The sequence below is a fragment of the Enterobacter sp. PL1 genome, from assembly GCF_945957325.1.
Taxonomy (GTDB): domain Bacteria; phylum Pseudomonadota; class Gammaproteobacteria; order Enterobacterales; family Enterobacteriaceae; genus Enterobacter; species Enterobacter roggenkampii.
In genome coordinates this window covers 156,589-173,010 of sequence record NZ_CAMFKT010000004.1, presented here as the reverse complement: position 1 = coordinate 173,010, position 16,422 = coordinate 156,589, and the positions used below count along the sequence as shown (strand labels likewise).

Genomic DNA, 16,422 nt, shown 5'->3' with positions numbered 1-16,422 from the left:
GCCATATGCCGATAAAGGAGCGCGTTATGCCTCGATCCTCGCTGATTTCCCTGCCTGCGTTATTTATTCCGTTTTCACTTCTAGCTGCGCCAGAGGCGGTGAAGGTCGAGGTGCTGCAAAACAGACTCGATCACCCCTGGTCCCTGGCGTTCCTGCCGGATAATAACGGGTTGCTGGTGACCCTGAAGGGCGGCCAGCTCAAACGCTGGCAGGCCGGAAAAGGGCTCTCCGATCCGATTGTCGGCGTACCGAAGGTCTGGGCAAACGGCCAGGGAGGATTGCTGGATGTGGTGCTGGCGCCGGATTTTGAAACGTCGCGCCGCGTCTGGCTGAGCTACGCCGAGGCCGGGCATGACGGCAAAGCCGGAACGGCGGTGGGCTTTGGTCGCCTGAGCGACGACTATTCCCGCATCGAGGGACTCCAGGTGGCGTTCCGCCAGATGCCGAAACTCTCAACCGGTAACCATTTCGGCGGACGGCTGGTGTTCGACGGCAAAGGCTCCCTCTTTATCGGACTCGGCGAGAATAACCAGCGTCCCACGGCGCAGGATCTGAATAAATTGCAGGGCAAAGTGGTGCGCCTCACCGAAGACGGAAAAGTCCCGCCGGATAACCCCTTTGTGAATACCCCCGGTGCGCGACCTGAAATCTGGTCTTACGGCATCCGCAACCCGCAGGGGATGGCGATGAACCCCTGGAGCGACACGCTGTGGCTGAACGAGCACGGCCCGCGCGGCGGGGATGAGATCAATATCCCGGAGAAGGGTAAGAACTACGGCTGGCCGCTGGCAACGCACGGCATTAACTACAGCGGTCTGAAAATCCCGGAAGCCAAAGGCGAGCACGTTGAGGGCACCGAGAAGCCGCTGTTCGTCTGGAAAGTCTCACCCGCGGTAAGCGGCATGGCGTTCTACAACAGCGACGTCTTCCCGCAGTGGAAAAACAAGCTGTTTATCGGCGCGCTGAAGGAGAAGGACGTGATCGTGCTGAGCGTGGAGGGTAACAAGGTGACAGAGGACGGGCGCATTCTGGGCGACCGGGATCAGCGTATTCGCGATGTGAGGGTGGGCCCGGATGGGTATCTGTATGTCCTGACCGACGAGACGGACGGGCAGCTGTTGAAAGTCAGCCCGTCCGGCGCGTAATCAGGTAACCGGGATCATCACGACGTTACGGTACGCCGGGCGATCGCTCAGCTGTTTAAGCCAGCGCTCCAGGTGCGGGCGCGGCGTCCACTTCAGGCCCATGTTGGTCAGGTTCCAGACGAATGGCGCCACGGCGATATCGCCGATGCCGAACGCCTCGCCGGAGAACCAGGCGTGCTTCGCCAGCTCGTCATCCATCATCGCAAACAGATTTTCGCAGGCATCCTGCGCAGCGTGAATCGCGGGATAATCGCGTTCCGCTTCCGGCGTGCGGATAAGCCCCATCAGGATCACGCGGTGGGTCGGGGACAGCGTCTGGTTCGCCCAGTCCATCCATTTTTCGCCCTGGGCGCGGCGGGCCGGGTTTTCTACCCACAGGCGGCCCTGACCGTACTGGGCGGCGAGGTAACGCACAATCGTGTTGGACTCCCAAAGCGTCGCGTCCGTTTCATCATCGCGCAGCAGCGGCACCAGGCCATTCGGGTTCATGGCCAGATAGTCGGCCTCCTTGTTCACGCCGAACGCCATGCCTGCCATGATTTGATTGAACGGTAAATCCAGCTCTTCCAGCGTCCAGAGCACTTTCTTAACGTTGGTCGAATTATTCCTGCCCCACAGCGTAATCATATTTACTCCCGATGAGATGTGAATCCGAATCAGCTTTTCGCCATGGTGAGATAAACCTAACAATTACGCAACAGAAGACAAAAAAATCGCCTTAATCAAAGCGTATCTGAATGTTATTGCATAAACTTTAATAACTTTACCCTCGTTGGGTTTCTTTAACGGTTTTAGTGCGCTATTACTCATCGCTTCTTGCGACACGGTGATGTGACGTAATTTTTGAATGGACACTCGGGTGGCATTTATGACGCGTAAAATGACTTCTCTGCGCAGCCTGGCGGCAGGCTCTGCGCTCCTTTTCCTGTTTGCACCAACGCTCTACGCAGCTGAACAGGCTGCGCCCGAAGCGCCGCCTGTGGATGCGCGCGCCTGGATCCTGATGGACTACGCCAGCGGTAAAGTGCTGGCGGAAGGGAATGCGGATGAGAAACTCGATCCGGCAAGCCTGACCAAAATCATGACCAGCTATGTGGTAGGCCAGGCGCTGAAAGCGGGCAAGATCAAGCTGGACGATATGGTGACCATCGGGAAAGACGCCTGGGCGACCGGCAACCCGGCCCTGCGCGGATCTTCCGTGATGTTCCTGAAGCCAGGGGATCAGGTCTCCGTTTCCGATCTGAATAAAGGGGTGATTATTCAGTCGGGAAATGATGCGTGCATCGCGCTGGCCGACTACGTTGCCGGCAGCCAGGATTCTTTCATTGGCTTGATGAATGGTTACGCGCAGAAGCTGGGCTTAACCAACACCACGTTCAAAACGGTTCACGGCCTGGATGCGCCGGGCCAGTTCAGCACCGCGCGCGACATGGCGCTGCTGGGGAAAGCGCTGATCCACGACGTACCGGATGAATACGCCATCCACAAAGAGAAAGAGTTTACCTTCAACAAAATTCGCCAGCAGAACCGCAACCGCCTGCTGTGGAGCAGCAACGTCAACGTGGACGGGATGAAAACCGGCACCACGGCGGGTGCAGGCTATAACCTGGTGGCCTCCGCGACCCAGGGCGACATGCGCCTGATTTCGGTAGTGCTGGGCACCAAAACCGACCGCATTCGTTTTAACGAATCAGAAAAACTGCTGACCTGGGGCTTCCGCTTTTATGAAACCGTGACGCCGATTAAACCGGATGCCACGTTCGTCAGCCAGCGCGTCTGGTTTGGTGACAAGAGCGAGGTAAACCTGGGCGCCGGTGAGGCGGGCTCGGTAACCATTCCGCGCGGCCAGCTGAAGAACCTGAAGGCCAGCTACACTCTGACCGACCCGCAGCTCACCGCCCCGCTGAAAAAAGGCCAGGTGGTTGGGACGATTGATTTCCAGCTTAACGGTAAGTCGATTGAACAGCGTCCGCTGATTGTGATGGAAGCAGTGGAAGAGGGCGGCTTCTTCAGCCGGATGTGGGATTTCGTGATGATGGAATTCCACGGGTGGTTTGGCAGCTGGTTTAGCTAAGTTTTTTGCCGGGTGGCGCTGCGCTTACCCGGCCTACGTTCGAGCCGTTGTAGGCCGGGTAAGGCGAAGCCGCCACCCGGCATAACCTCAATACATCAACTTCACCTGCTGCGCTTTCGCGTGGGCCACAATCTCGTCGTCCGGGCGGCAATCGCTGACGATGGCATCGAACTGCGCCAGCTCGCCCATTCTTGCCGGACGCACCTTACCAAACTTACTGTGATCGACCACCAGCACATGGTACTGCGCGGCGCTCAACGCCCAGTGCTTGACCGGTAATTCTTCCAGATTAAAGCAGGTTGCCCCCTGACGCACATTGACGCCCGCGGCAGAATAAAACGCGATATCCGGACAGAGATTGCTGAGCGTGTCCTGCAGGTTGAGCGGCTTAAAGATCGCGTTGCTGGCGTGAAACTCACCGCCGCAGAGGATCACCCGGCACTCGGGTTTCTCCTGAAGCGCCAGAAAGGTGTTCAGGGAATAACAGACGGCGGTAAACGGAATGCTGCTGTCGATGGCTTCGATAATCCACGGCGTGGTGGTACCGCAGTCAAAAAACAGCGTCTGGTGCGGCTGTACCAGGGAAGCCGCAAGCCGCGCGGCTTTGCGTTTCTCTTCCACCAGGCGCGTCTTCTGGTCGCTGATCAGATAATGGCTGGCGCTACGCGGCTCAAGCACAATGTATCCGCCCAGCAGCACGACGGGCGCGCTCTCGCTGTTCAGATCCCGACGAATGGTCATCTCCGAGACGCCGAGGAGGTTGGCGGCTTCCTTAAGATGCAGCTTATCGCTGCGCTTCAGCGCCTGTAGCAGCTGAGCAATGCGGTCATCGCGACGTGTTTCCATAGTTCCTCGGCATAAAAAAATGAACCCCCGCAGGGCGGGGGTTCAAGTGTAACCTGTCAGGTCGGGGTTAGTCACGTATCCAGCCTTTGCGGATCGGGATGGCGAAAATGGCGCGATAGAGTGAAGAAAGCGCACGGTAGAGCGCTTCCCCGATGAGGCTCCACAGGATAGCCGCGCTCACGCAGCCAATCAGCCCCACAAGGAAGCCACCCACCATATCCAGCGGCCAGTGGACGCCCAGATACACGCGAGACCAGGCGATGGCCACCGCGACCACCATCAGCACCGCACCCGACCACAGGCGATGCCAGAACAGGAAGGCCAGTGCGAAGGTGAAGATCACCGTACCGTGATCGCTCGGGAAAGAGTCATCCGGCGCATGGTGCAGGAAGGTATAGCCGACGTGATCGACAAACGGACGATCGTGCGGGAACGCATGGCCCAGAATGTAACTCGCCAGGACGCTTACGCCGAGAGCCATCGCCACTTTGATTACAAGCTTGCGCTGCGCTTTCACCTGGCTACGAGGTCCCCACAGCCAGAGGATGGCTGCCAGCGCGGGCACGATACTGATCAGATCTTTTGCCAAAAAGGTGGCGAAGTCGATCATCCACTCGGGCGAGGCCGGGGTGGCGTTGATCAGATAAAACAGCTGATAATTCAGATTCTCTAGCATAGCGTTATCACTCTTTAGCAAACCGGGTGGAAACCAGCCCGTAGACTGCCACCTGGGAAAACCAGACCCACCACCCGGCCCACAGGTTGTGAGAGAAAAAATGCGCCCCGCGCATGACCTGACCGAAGCCCATCGCCAGACCAAGCAAAATGCCGAGAACGACAAAGCTCCAGGCCAGACGCGGCCGCTCGCGCCAGAAGGCAAAAAACAGTCCCATCACCATAAAGCCGCTGGAAGAATGGCCGCCGGGGAAGCAGCGCCCCGGGCCGCTGTCCGCCGGGACGGCGCTGAACAGGGGATAGGACATCGCCTTACCGCCATATTCCACCAGGTCCCACGGGCAGCTGTGATGGCTCATGCTTTTCAGCACGCCCACGACCAGCGCGCCAAGCCCCATCAGCAGCGCCGCCGTAACCAGCCTCGCGTTACGCTTGTACGCGCCGTAAAACAGCGCCACGGCGCCTAAAGCGATGGCAATGTACTTCGCCAGACGATGGTTGAGCAGATCCAGCAGGTGGTCTTTCTGCAGCGGGAAGCTCTGCGTCGCCGCGTCATACCAGAAGCCGGTGATCCATCTGTCGAGCGCTTCATTGCGCGATAGCCACGTAAACACCACGGCAAGGACTATCAGTATGAAAAGCTGATAACCATAAAAGCGGGACGGTAAGCGGTAAAGGCGTTTTGTCTTATTTTTCTGTAACTTAGACAATTCTGAACGGCTGGAGGTGAGTGACATAATTTGGGGTCGTTGACGAGTAATGGGGCTATCATAAATCTGTCAAATTAAGGAAACCTTAAACGAAGACGATATGTGCTTTATTTCTGTTTATCCTCGATAAATCACTATCTCGGGCTGCGGCATTTCATTACACTCGTCGCGATTTTGTCATTATAAAGAGATTGCATGTTAAACCGTTCTTCTTCAGGTTCACGTCTGGGTCGTCAGGCGTTGCTTTTCCCCCTGTGTCTGGTGCTCTACGAATTTTCTACCTATATCGGCAACGATATGATCCAGCCCGGTATGCTGGCCGTGGTGGCGCAGTACAACGCCGGAATTGAGTGGGTACCGACCTCCATGACCGCCTATCTGGCCGGCGGCATGTTTTTGCAGTGGCTGTTAGGCCCGCTGTCGGATCGTATTGGCCGTCGCCCGGTGATGCTGACGGGCGTGGTGTGGTTCATCGTCACCTGCCTTGCCACGCTGCTGGCGCAAAATATTGAACAATTTACTCTGCTGCGTTTCCTGCAGGGGGTGAGCCTGTGCTTTATCGGCGCCGTGGGGTATGCGGCCATTCAGGAGTCGTTTGAAGAGGCGGTGTGTATCAAAATCACCGCGCTGATGGCGAACGTGGCGCTGATCGCTCCCTTACTCGGGCCGCTGGTGGGCGCCGCATGGGTGCATATGGCCCCCTGGGAAGGGATGTTTGTGCTGTTTGCCGTTCTCGCCGCCATCGCGTTCTTTGGCCTGCACCGTGCGATGCCGGAAACCGCCACCCGCATCGGCGAGAAGCTTTCGCTGAAAGAGCTGGGTCGGGATTACAAAGAGGTGCTGAAAAACGGCCGCTTTGTAGCGGGCGCGCTGGCGACCGGGTTCGTTAGCCTGCCGCTGCTGGCGTGGATTGCCCAGTCTCCGGTCATTATCATCAGCGGCGAAAAGCTCAGCAGCTACGAGTACGGCCTGCTGCAGGTGCCGATCTTTGGCGCGCTGATTATCGGTAACCTGGTGCTGGCGCGTCTGACGTCACGCCGCACCGTGCGTTCGCTGATTATCATGGGCGGCTGGCCGATTGCGGCAGGGCTGATTCTGGCGGCGGTGGCAACCGTCGCGTCATCTCACGCTTATTTGTGGATGACGGCGGGGCTGAGTATCTACGCCTTCGGGATTGGCGTGGCGAACGCCGGGCTGGTGCGCCTGACGCTGTTTGCCAGCGAGATGAGTAAGGGCACGGTCTCCGCGGCGATGGGGATGCTACAGATGCTGATTTTTACCGTCGGTATCGAGGTGAGCAAGCATGCCTACGCGATGGGCGGTAACGGGCTGTTCAGCCTGTTTAACCTCGCCAATGGCGTGCTGTGGGTTGGCCTGATGGTGGTATTCCTGAAAGACAAGCGCGTCGGAAACGCTCTGCAACCTTAATTCTTATGCCCTCTCCCTGTGGGAGAGGGCTAGGGTGAGGGCACCAGACCGCACGCGGTCAATTAAACGGTGCCTCCCCGTTCAACACCTTCTCAATCACATCCAGCACGCCTTCCTCGTTATTGTGCGGCGCTTCAAAGCGCGCTGCCGCTTTGATATGCGGTCTGGCATTCGCCATCGCAAAGCTGAACCCGGACTGGCGCAGCATCTCCACGTCGTTGCCGCTGTCGCCGAAGGCCACCACGTCGCTGTTCTCTATGCCCCAGCGCTGTTGCAGGATCCGCAGGCCGTTGGCCTTATGCACGCCGGGGATAATGAGGTCGATACTGCCGTGACCGGTGGTGACGGGCACCATGATGTCGCTGAGCTTTTCATGCAGCAGCGCCTGGATACGCGGAATTTCATCATCGGACACGTTGAGTCCGAACTTGAAGAAAATATCGTTCAGGTTGTCGAAATCGCTGACCATTTCCAGACGGTGATAGTACTTCGCCGCGATGGCCTTAAAGCCCTCGTCATAGCACTTGAGAGTGTAGGCGCTGCTCTTCCCGCAGGCGATAATCTCAATGCCCGGCACGTCGTTTAAGACGCTCGCGACGGTCTCGAAATGGGCTTTCGACAGTTCACCGTTAAAGACGTCTTCACCCTCACTCACGACCCAGCCGCCGTTTTCGGCGACGAATGAAATTTCATGCGCAATCTCCGGGAAAAAGGAGATGAGCTGGTAGTACTGGTTGCCGCTGGCGACCACGAAACGAATGCCTTGCGCCTTCATGCGCGCGTACTGCGCCAGAAAGCGCGGACGATTGTAGGTCTTGGCATCGCTCAGGAATGTGCCATCCATGTCGACGGCGATCAGTTTAACGCTCATATCCCTTCTCCAGTGTCGTTTGATTCGTTTCCGGCTTTGCCACCGCGCGCGCCACCAGCGCCGCGATGATGACCAACCCTAACACCACCAGCATGGCGCTGCGCAGCCCGTAGTGCTCCCCGAGGAAGCCGAGCAGCGGCGGCCCGACCAGGAAGGCGAGATAGCCCGTGGTTGCCACCACGCTGACGCGCGTCGGGGCATCCGGGCCGGTATCGCTGGCGGCAGAGATGGTCAGCGGGAAGCCGAGGGACGCGCCCAGCCCCCAGAGGATCACCGAGACGCCGGCAATCCAGTCCACATCCACAAAGATGATCATCGCGATACCCAGCCCGCCGAGCAGGGCGCTGGCGCGCACTACCGCCACGCGGCTGTAGCGGTCGATAAACCAGCCGCCGGTGAAGCGCCCGACGGTCATCCCCAGCGTAAACCCGGCGTAAATCAGCGAGCCGGAGGTCGGGCTAAAGCCGTGACCGTCCACCATCAGCAGCGGCAGCCAGTCGTTGGCGGACCCCTCCGCGAACGCCATCGCCAGCACCACCACGCCGATCAGCATCAGCTGGAAATCGCGGTAGAAGGGCAGCCCTTTTTCGGCTGAGTGCTGTTCGTCAGCGGAGTTTTTACCGGTGCCGTCCGGGATGGCCCGGATGCCGGTCAGAATGGGAATGATGCACACCAGCGCCGCCAGCAGAATATGCAGATTCGCGCTCACGCCAGTGGCCGTCAGCGCCATCCCCACGCCCGCACCGGCCAGCGTGCCGAGGCTATAGAAGCCGTGCATCATTGGCAGCACGGTTTTGTTCATCTCGCGTTCGACCGCTGCCCCTTCCACATTTATCGCCACTTCCGCCGAACCAAAGCTGCCGCCAAATACCGTCAGCCCGAGGGCAAACAGCACCGGTGAGGCAAACCACAGCGCCGCGCTCAGCACGATCATCCCGAACACCGCGAAGCACATGGTGGTGCGGATCACCGCTCGCGTACCGAAGCGCTTTACCAGCCACGCGGAGCAGAGAATGCCGCTCATGGAGCCTATCGACAGGCCGAACAGCACGATGCCCATTTCCGCGGTAGAGACGGACAAAATATCGCGAATGGCGGGGGTGCGCGTGGCCCAGGAGGCCATCAGCAGGCCGGGAATGAAGAAGAACATAAACAGCGCCCACAGGCGGAGCTGCAGGGCTTTGCGGGGAGAGGTCAGCGTCATCGGGATAGCACCAGAAGTACAACAATAGCGACAACACTAGCAAGTTTGTGTACATTTGTACACAAACCAGGTGAGGAATTGATGAGCAGACCACCCAACGATCCGCATCGCCGGGAGAAGATCCTGCAGGCGACGCTCGACACCATTGCTGAACACGGTATTCACGCCGTCACGCACCGTAAAATCGCCACCTGCGCGGGCGTGCCGCTGGGGTCGATGACCTACTATTTCGACGGCATGGAGCCGCTGCTGGAGGAGGCCTTCACGTGGTTTACCCGCCAGATGTCGCAGCAGTACCGGGATTTCTTCGCGGGCGTCACCGGGCCGGAAATGGCGTGCGAATCTATCACCACGCTGATCCACAGCTCGCAGGTGACCACGCCGCACAACATGGCGCTGATGTATCAGCTTTACGCCTTTATGCACCGCAGCGCGGCGCTGAAAACGGTGATGCAGGACTGGATGAAGATGAGCCAGACCACGCTGGAGCAGTGGTTCGACCCGGTCACCACCCGCGCGCTGGACGCGTTTATCGAAGGGATGACGCTGCACTATGTCACCGACCGGGCGCCGTTAAGCCGGGAGGAGATTCGGGCGATGGTGGGGAGGATTGCGGGCATTACACCGTTAAATAAAGAAAATTAGTTCATATTTTTCAATGTATTACGATTTTTCTCCATATTGACAATTCGGACCTAACACGTGACTATCCACCGCGGTGGTTATTTACTGTTCAGTGGTTGAGGTTGGCGTTGGGTGAAAAAGTAAGTACCTGGTTCGTGCAGGTCAGTCTGGCAAAAAAGAGAGCGTTGTTAGTACTGTTGATTTTGGTTCAGGCGAGTCTGCTGATTGGGCATCTGCTCTACCAGCGCGGCTATGTGGAGGATAACGCTGCACGTATCCTTCGCAATACGGCCATACTCCAGTCCCAGCAGTTTGAAACCAGCCTTAACGCGATGCGCTACCAGATGCGCTTTATCGGGAATGCCTTTCTGCTCAACCATACGGTCACGCCTGAAAACGCGCAGCCATTCCTGCAAGGGGAGCTCAAGCGCGCCTGGCTGGATGGCGTTGTCGTCTTTGATGAAGACGGTGATTTTCTCAGCAGCCGCGCGCTATTTCCTTTTGAGCGCGCTCTGGACGCCTCTACGCTTGCGCAGGCCAGCTTTCGGCAGCACCCTCTGTTTACTGATTTTCGCCGGGATGAAGTTACCGAAAGTTTGTTTTACTGGCAGAGCAACGGCACGGATAAAAACATGTTGGGCTTCGTGATGTTCCGTGCAGTGCGCGACGCACATGGTCGCTTTCTTGGTGGTGCGTTGGGTTTCTTCAATGGTAACACCATGAACGATATGTTTCGCAAAATGGAAGCGCAGGGCTTCGATTTAGGTCAGGGTGGGGCGATGGCGGTCCTTGATCGTGACAATGCGGTGCAGCTTGCCCGTATGGGGGCGAATGACGGTTCGCAATTGAACACCTCCGACCCGCGCCTCGCGAAGCTGCTGGAATACGCAAGCGATACCGCACAGGTCCAACGATATACCTCTCCGATTGATGGCGTTGAACGTATGGGAGTATTTCTTAACCTCAACGAACGCAAATGGGTGCTGGCCGTCGGGCTGGCCAGAAAAGACGTGCTGCACGGCTGGTATTATCAGGCTCTGTGGACGGTGCTGGCGATTCTGGTTATCTCCATTACGCAGTGGTTTCTGATGCATTACATTCACGTCAACGCCCTGCAGCGGGCGCGTTTCCAGCAGGAGGCGCGGCTCGATCCGCTCACCGGGCTGGCAAACCGTCGCCAGTTTGATGAGTGGTCTTTGCGGGCCTGCAATCTTGCCCGTCGGCATCAGCAACCCCTGTGCCTGATGAGCATGGATCTGGATTTCTTCAAGCGTATTAACGACACCTGGGGCCATGACGGCGGCGATGCGGTGCTGAAGCATATTGGCAACGCGCTTCCGGCACTGGTGAGAGGCAGCGACATTGTCGCCCGCTTCGGCGGGGAAGAGTTTGTCGTGGCAATGCCGCAGACCTCTCTGGAGACGGCCGCTGAGATCGCCGAGCGCGTACGGATGAGCCTTGCCAGCCAGAACGTCGACTTCAACGGGCAGACGATCCGCTTCACCGCCAGCATGGGGCTCGTATGCATGACGCCGGATGAACTGGAGATTGAACATGGCGTGCAGTCAGCCCTGGCGCGAGCCGATCGTGAGCTTTATCGTGCAAAACGTGAGGGGCGCAACCGGGTCTGCGTGGCGAGCTAGCGGGCGGTTGTTTTCTCCAGGCGTTCAGGGCCCGCCGGGCGCTGGCCCTGTCGTCCACCTGAGGATGGATTATTTTTTCAGGATATTCTTCCCGCTGGCGTCCACCACCGCTTCGCCATCCTCTTTCGTAAACGCCCCTTTTTGCGCGTCCGGCAGAATGTCGAGGACGACTTCAGACGGGCGGCACAGGCGGGTGCCCAGCGGCGTCACCACGATCGGACGGTTAATCAGGATCGGGTGTTGCAGCATAAAATCGATAAGCTGGTCGTCGGTGAACTTATCGTCGGCAAGGCCGAGCTGTTCATAGGGCTCCACGTTTTTACGCAGCAAATCGCGCACCGAAATGCCCATATCGGCAATCAGGGCGGTCAGCGTATCGCGCGACGGCGGGGTTTCCAGATAGAGAATAATCTCTGGCTCCGCGCCGCTGTTGCGGATCATCTCCAGCGTGTTGCGCGAGGTGCCGCAGGCGGGGTTGTGATAAATGGTGATGTGGCTCATATCAGTGGCTCATTACAGTGTAAAGGAGAGACGAAGCGCCAGTGCGGCGAGCGTCACAAACAGGACCGGCAGCGTCATGATGATGCCCGTCCGGAAATAGCCGCCCCAGGTAATCGTCATGTTTTTCTGCGCCAGCACGTGAAGCCAGAGCAGGGTGGCGAGACTACCAATAGGCGTGATTTTTGGCCCCAGATCGCAGCCAATCACGTTGGCGTAAATCATCGCGTCCTTTATCAACCCTGTTGCCGTGCTGCCGTCAATGGAGAGCGCGCCAATCAGCACCGTGGGCATATTGTTCATTATGGATGACAGGAACGCGGTGATGAACCCGGTTCCCAGCGTGGTGGCCCACAGCCCGTGTCCGGCCAGGCTATTCAGTACGCCTGTGAGAGAGTCCGTCAGCCCGGCATTACGCAGGCCATACACCACCAGATACATCCCCAGCGAGAAGATGACGATCTGCCACGGCGCGCCGCGCAGCACTTTTCCGGTATTTATCGCATGTCCGCGTTTTGCGACAGCGAATAAAATCAGCGCGCCGACGGTCGCAATGGCGCTGACCGGAATGCCGAGAGGTTCAAGTACGAAGAAACCGACGAGCAGAAGGAGGAGGACGATCCAGCCCGTTCTGAACGTCGGAAGGTCGTGAATGGCCCGCGCAGGCTCCTGGAGTTTCGCCAGGTCATATTCTGGAGGAATTTCCTTGCGAAAGAACAGGTGCAGCATGACCAGCGTTGCGGCAATCGCGGCGATATCCACCGGGATCATCACCGAAGCGTACTCGCTGAACCCCAGCGCGAAGAAGTCTGCCGAGACGATGTTGACCAGGTTGGAGACAATCAGCGGCAGGCTGGCGGTATCGGCGATAAAACCTGCCGCCATCACAAACGCCAGCGTGGCCTGTTTGCTGAACCCCAGCGCCAGCAGCATGGCGATGACGATAGGCGTGAGGATCAGCGCCGCGCCGTCATTAGCAAACAGCGCTGCGACGGCTGCGCCCAGCAGGATAATCCAGGTAAACAGCAATCGCCCTCGACCTTTCCCCCAGCGAGCGACGTGCAGCGCTGCCCACTCGAAAAAGCCGGACTCATCCAGCAGCAGACTAATAATGATAACGGCGATAAACGTTGCCGTGGCGTTCCAGACGATATTCCAGACTACCGGAATATCGTTAATGTGAATCACGCCGCTGGCCAGCGCCAGCACGGCGCCAATAGTCGCGCTCCAGCCGATACTCAGTCCTTTGGGCTGCCAGATGACCAGCACCAGCGTAAACAGAAAAATTGCCCCTGCCAGAAACATCGCTTACTCCGTTATATCTGTTTTTGTGAATGTGTTTTGATTAGCACGAACCCGGAAGCCGGTTTTTCAGCTTCATACGCGTCTCTTCCCGCAGGCAGTTCCAACTGGTGTCGATAACGGCTGCCGCCCATGCAGGCATGTTGGGAGAGAGACGGTAATGGACCCACTTACCCTCGCGACGGTCGATCACCAGCCCGGACTCGCGCAGCAGCGCCATGTGGCGGGAGACTTTAGGCTGAGATTCGGCGGTGGCGGCGCAGAGATCGCAGACGCACAGCTCGCCCGCTTCGCGGAGCAGCATGACGATGGCGAGCCGCGTTTCGTCGGAGAGGGTTTTGAAGAGGTGGAGTGGGTGGAGCATGGGTGTTCCTGCAGGTGTGATTTTTATATACGTTTAATCATATATATTTTGGTGGCGGGCGAGAAGAAAATATTAGAAGGTGGGGAATTTCAGGCAACAAAAAACCCATCAACCTTGAACCAAAACGGCGGGGTTGATGGGCTCCACAAATTGGGGACATCAAAGAAAAGCAGTGGCACTAGTTATGACTGCCCCCTGATAAAAAAGTTCTGCGCGTAACGAAAATATTTTCCGCCACGCGCATTCTTAGGAGTTATCCGAGCCCCGGCCAGATGATGATGATCAGCGTACCCGCCAGCGTGAGCAGTACGTTAGCGATAGCATAGGTGCCTGCATAGCCCAGCGCCGGAATGTTGCTGCGCGCGGTGTCGCTGATGATTTCCATAGCAGGCGCACAGGTACGCGCCCCCATCATCGCCCCGAAGAGCAGGGCGCGGTTCATGCGCAGCACGTAGGCGCCGAACAGGAAGCAGATCACCACCGGCACCAGGCTGACGATAAGTCCGGAAACCAACATCTGCCAGCCAACGGCACCCAGGCTGTGGCCAATGCCGCTGCCCGCGCTTAAGCCCACGCCCGCCATAAAGACCATCAGACCGAACTCTTTCACCATGTTCAGCGCGCCCTGCGGAATGTAACCGAAGGTCGGGTGGTTCGCTCGCAGGAAGCCCAGCATGATCCCGGCGAACAGCAGCCCGGCGGCGTTACCGATGCCGAAGCTAAAGTTGCTGAACTGGAAGGTGATCATCCCGATCATCAGGCCAACGATAAAGAAGGCGCAGAAGGCCAGCAGGTCGGTGACCTGGCTGTGAATGGAGATAAAGCCGATGCGGTCGGCCACGGTTTTCACGCGGCGGGCGTCGCCGCTGACCTGCAGCACGTCGCCTTTGTTGAGCACCACGTTGTCGTCGATCGGCATCTCAATCTGGCTGCGGATCACGCGGTTGAGGAAGCAGCCGTGGTCGGTCAGCTTCAGCTGCGCCAGGCGGCGGCCCACGGCGTTATGGTTTTTCACCACGATCTCTTCGGTGACGATGCGCATGTCGAGCAGGTCGCGGTCGAACACCTCTTTGCCGTTACGGAAGCTCGGGTCGAGACGGGCGTGGGCGTCCGGGTAACCGACCAGCGCGATGTCGTCGCCCATCTGCAGCACCGCGTCGCCGTCCGGGTTCGCCAGAATGCCGTTGCGGCGGATACGTTCGATGTAGCAGCCCGTCTGGCGGTAAATCCCCAGTTCGCGCAGGTTTTTGCCGTCAGCCCACGCCACCAGCTCCGGCCCGACGCGGTAGGCGCGGATCACCGGGAGATAAACTTTACGTTTGGAGTCGGTATCCAGACCGCGCTCGCGGGCGATTTGCTGGGCGCTGGTCTGCAAATCCTGATGCTGTAGTTTTGGCAGGTAGCGTGCGCCAACGATCAGGCTTACCAGACCAATCAGATAGGTCAGGGCATAGCCCAGGCTCAGGTGGTCGAGGGCGGTGGAGAGCTGTTCCCCGGCCATACCGGAGTGGCGCAGGGTATCACCGGCACCCACCAGCACCGGAGTGGAGGTCATCGAGCCTGCCAGCATACCGGCCGTTAGCCCGATATCCCAGCCAAACAGTTTACCCAGCCCTAACGCGATCAGCAGCGCGCTGCCGACCATCACCAGCGCCAGCATCAGATAATTTTTGCCGTCGCGGAAGAAAATAGAAAAAAAGTTCGGCCCCGCTTCCACGCCAACACAAAAAATAAACAGCATAAAACCTAAGTTGAGCGCGTCCGTGTTAATGCTGAAGTGCTGCTGCCCTAATAATAAGGAGACGACTAAAACGCCAATGGAATTACCGAGTTGAACCGAACCCAGGCGCAATTTACCCAGGCAAAGGCCCAGCGCCAGTACCACAAATAATAACAGGATGTAATTCCCATTTAACAAGTCTGCGACGTTTATATTCACGGAGGCTAACTTCTTGTTTACCAGTAAGTTGTTGAATGAAAAGACTTTTTGGGCTACTGTTTTTTGGGTCAGGGAAAAGCGTTAACGCTCCCTGTTTCCTGCTTTATTCCCTAAAACATTAGCTGGCGTGTAGTTTAATCGCATTAGCTACTGACAGCTACTGATTATCGCATCACCCTGTGCGTACTTTGGCAAGGATTGCCGCACTGCTTTATCTGACTGGGCGTCTACCCGACGAAAGTGTATTTGATAGAGATAAGTCAGGAGGATAGGTTGAATATGAAACGAAACTGGGCGGGGGTGATCAGCTGCTTTTTGCTGTTCACGGTCGTATGCATGTCGCTTGCTTTTAACGTGAAAGGGGCATTCAGGGCGTCGGGTCATCCGGAGCTCGGGTTGCTCTTTTTTACCCTGCCGGGGGCAGCTGCCAGTTTTCTCTCCCGTAAAGGGGAGGTGGTGAAGCCACTGCTGGGCGCCATGCTGGCCGCGCCGCTCTGTTTGCTGATGATGCGCTTGCTGTATATCTCTACGCGAAGTTTCTGGCAGGAGCTGGCGTGGTTGATGAGCGCTGTTTTCTGGTGCGCCCTTGGCGCGCTCTGCTACTTATTTGTGCGCAGTCTGCTTCATAACCGACGGCACCACAAATAAAAACGCCCTCTCGGTGAGGGCGTCCTTTCATTTTATTACTGGGCAGCAAACAGGCCCAGGTGCTCTTTGGCGTAAGCTTCAAAGTCGGTGCAGCCGCCAATGTGTTTCTGATCGAGGAAGATCTGCGGTACGGTTTCAACCGGCTTACCGACAGTTTTTTCCAGATCGGCTTTGGTGATGCCTTCCGCGTGGATGTCCACATAGCGGAAGTTGAAGTCATCGCGCTCTTCGGTCAGTTTCTCAGCCAGCTCTTTCGCGCGCACACAGTAAGGGCACCCTGGACGACCAAAAATAACTGCAAACATTTCTCTCTCCTCAAAAAAACAAGCCTGACGGCGAATGACACGTATAGTGCCCCATAACCTGTCGTCATTAAAGAAGGTTTCGCCTGTCGTTATAATATCTATGAGCTATGTTTCGCCAATTACACCACGCATATCATTGCCTATAC

At 57.6% G+C, this 16,422-nt stretch carries 17 protein-coding genes; 6 read left to right on the top strand and 11 right to left on the bottom strand.

The window, feature by feature from the left end:
* Nucleotides 1-26 precede the first annotated feature (26 nt).
* Entirely contained in the window at nucleotides 27-1,145 is a 1,119-nt protein-coding gene (locus tag N6P30_RS05590; protein ID WP_023292925.1) for a PQQ-dependent sugar dehydrogenase, read from the top strand.
* Here N6P30_RS05590 and N6P30_RS05585 read toward each other — a convergent pair whose 3' ends face one another.
* Entirely contained in the window at nucleotides 1,146-1,772 is a 627-nt protein-coding gene (locus N6P30_RS05585; protein ID WP_023292924.1) for a glutathione S-transferase family protein, read from the bottom strand.
* A gap of 241 nt (nucleotides 1,773-2,013) precedes the next feature.
* Here N6P30_RS05585 and dacC point away from each other — a divergent pair, with 241 nt between their 5' ends.
* On the top strand, nucleotides 2,014-3,219 hold the full coding sequence (gene dacC / locus N6P30_RS05580; protein ID WP_023292923.1) for a serine-type D-Ala-D-Ala carboxypeptidase: 1,206 nt from the start codon (nucleotides 2,014-2,016) through the stop codon (nucleotides 3,217-3,219).
* A gap of 87 nt (nucleotides 3,220-3,306) precedes the next feature.
* On the opposite strand, the gene deoR is transcribed toward dacC, so the two are convergent.
* From deoR to N6P30_RS05565, 3 genes are all read right to left on the bottom strand, one after another.
* The gene (deoR, locus tag N6P30_RS05575) at nucleotides 3,307-4,065 is read right to left on the bottom strand and encodes a DNA-binding transcriptional repressor DeoR (RefSeq protein WP_023292922.1); all 759 of its coding nucleotides are present in this window, start codon (nucleotides 4,063-4,065) and stop codon (nucleotides 3,307-3,309) included.
* A 67-nt stretch (nucleotides 4,066-4,132) separates the two neighbouring features.
* Nucleotides 4,133-4,741: an undecaprenyl-diphosphate phosphatase gene (gene ybjG, locus N6P30_RS05570; protein WP_021240944.1), complete on the bottom strand. Its 609-nt coding sequence runs from the start codon at nucleotides 4,739-4,741 to the stop codon at nucleotides 4,133-4,135.
* Nucleotides 4,742-4,748: 7 nt separating this feature from the next.
* Complete coding sequence (locus N6P30_RS05565; protein WP_260629932.1) at nucleotides 4,749-5,477, bottom strand: phosphatase PAP2 family protein; 729 nt, start codon at nucleotides 5,475-5,477, stop codon at nucleotides 4,749-4,751.
* Nucleotides 5,478-5,645: 168 nt separating this feature from the next.
* Here N6P30_RS05565 and N6P30_RS05560 point away from each other — a divergent pair, with 168 nt between their 5' ends.
* Nucleotides 5,646-6,878: an MFS transporter gene (locus tag N6P30_RS05560; protein WP_021240942.1), complete on the top strand. Its 1,233-nt coding sequence runs from the start codon at nucleotides 5,646-5,648 to the stop codon at nucleotides 6,876-6,878.
* A gap of 58 nt (nucleotides 6,879-6,936) precedes the next feature.
* Here the strand turns inward: N6P30_RS05560 and N6P30_RS05555 are convergent, their stop codons facing one another.
* A complete protein-coding gene (locus N6P30_RS05555) occupies nucleotides 6,937-7,749 on the bottom strand; it encodes a Cof-type HAD-IIB family hydrolase (RefSeq protein ID WP_021240941.1) in 813 nt (270 codons plus the stop codon).
* Nucleotides 7,739-8,953 carry an MFS transporter gene (locus N6P30_RS05550; RefSeq protein WP_023292921.1) on the bottom strand — a complete coding sequence of 405 codons (1,215 nt, stop codon included), beginning with the start codon at nucleotides 8,951-8,953 and terminating at the stop codon, nucleotides 7,739-7,741. The genes N6P30_RS05555 and N6P30_RS05550 overlap by 11 nt, the downstream gene beginning before the upstream one ends.
* An 81-nt stretch (nucleotides 8,954-9,034) precedes the next feature.
* Between N6P30_RS05550 and N6P30_RS05545 the strand changes: the two genes are divergently transcribed.
* Both N6P30_RS05545 and N6P30_RS05540 read left to right on the top strand, forming a co-directional pair.
* Nucleotides 9,035-9,598, top strand: coding sequence for a TetR/AcrR family transcriptional regulator (locus N6P30_RS05545; protein ID WP_021240939.1), 564 nt, complete (start codon nucleotides 9,035-9,037; stop codon nucleotides 9,596-9,598).
* A 164-nt stretch (nucleotides 9,599-9,762) separates the two neighbouring features.
* Entirely contained in the window at nucleotides 9,763-11,220 is a 1,458-nt protein-coding gene (locus N6P30_RS05540) for a GGDEF domain-containing protein (RefSeq protein WP_225828725.1), read from the top strand.
* Nucleotides 11,221-11,289: 69 nt separating this feature from the next.
* Here the strand turns inward: N6P30_RS05540 and arsC are convergent, their stop codons facing one another.
* From arsC to N6P30_RS05520, 4 genes are all read right to left on the bottom strand, one after another.
* A complete protein-coding gene (arsC, locus tag N6P30_RS05535) occupies nucleotides 11,290-11,721 on the bottom strand; it encodes a glutaredoxin-dependent arsenate reductase (protein WP_021240937.1) in 432 nt (143 codons plus the stop codon).
* A gap of 12 nt (nucleotides 11,722-11,733) precedes the next feature.
* Nucleotides 11,734-13,023: an arsenic transporter gene (locus tag N6P30_RS05530; RefSeq protein ID WP_021240936.1), complete on the bottom strand. Its 1,290-nt coding sequence runs from the start codon at nucleotides 13,021-13,023 to the stop codon at nucleotides 11,734-11,736.
* 40 nt (nucleotides 13,024-13,063) lie between these two features.
* Entirely contained in the window at nucleotides 13,064-13,384 is a 321-nt protein-coding gene (locus N6P30_RS05525; RefSeq protein ID WP_008503437.1) for a metalloregulator ArsR/SmtB family transcription factor, read from the bottom strand.
* 253 nt (nucleotides 13,385-13,637) lie between these two features.
* On the bottom strand, nucleotides 13,638-15,323 hold the full coding sequence (locus N6P30_RS05520; RefSeq protein ID WP_008503440.1) for an aspartate:alanine antiporter: 1,686 nt from the start codon (nucleotides 15,321-15,323) through the stop codon (nucleotides 13,638-13,640).
* Between the two features lie 273 nt (nucleotides 15,324-15,596).
* Between N6P30_RS05520 and N6P30_RS05515 the strand changes: the two genes are divergently transcribed.
* Nucleotides 15,597-15,971: an inner membrane protein YbjM gene (locus N6P30_RS05515; protein ID WP_025912901.1), complete on the top strand. Its 375-nt coding sequence runs from the start codon at nucleotides 15,597-15,599 to the stop codon at nucleotides 15,969-15,971.
* A 35-nt stretch (nucleotides 15,972-16,006) separates the two neighbouring features.
* Here the strand turns inward: N6P30_RS05515 and N6P30_RS05510 are convergent, their stop codons facing one another.
* A complete protein-coding gene (locus tag N6P30_RS05510) occupies nucleotides 16,007-16,276 on the bottom strand; it encodes a GrxA family glutaredoxin (RefSeq protein ID WP_006809455.1) in 270 nt (89 codons plus the stop codon).
* Nucleotides 16,277-16,422: the final 146 nt, after the last annotated feature.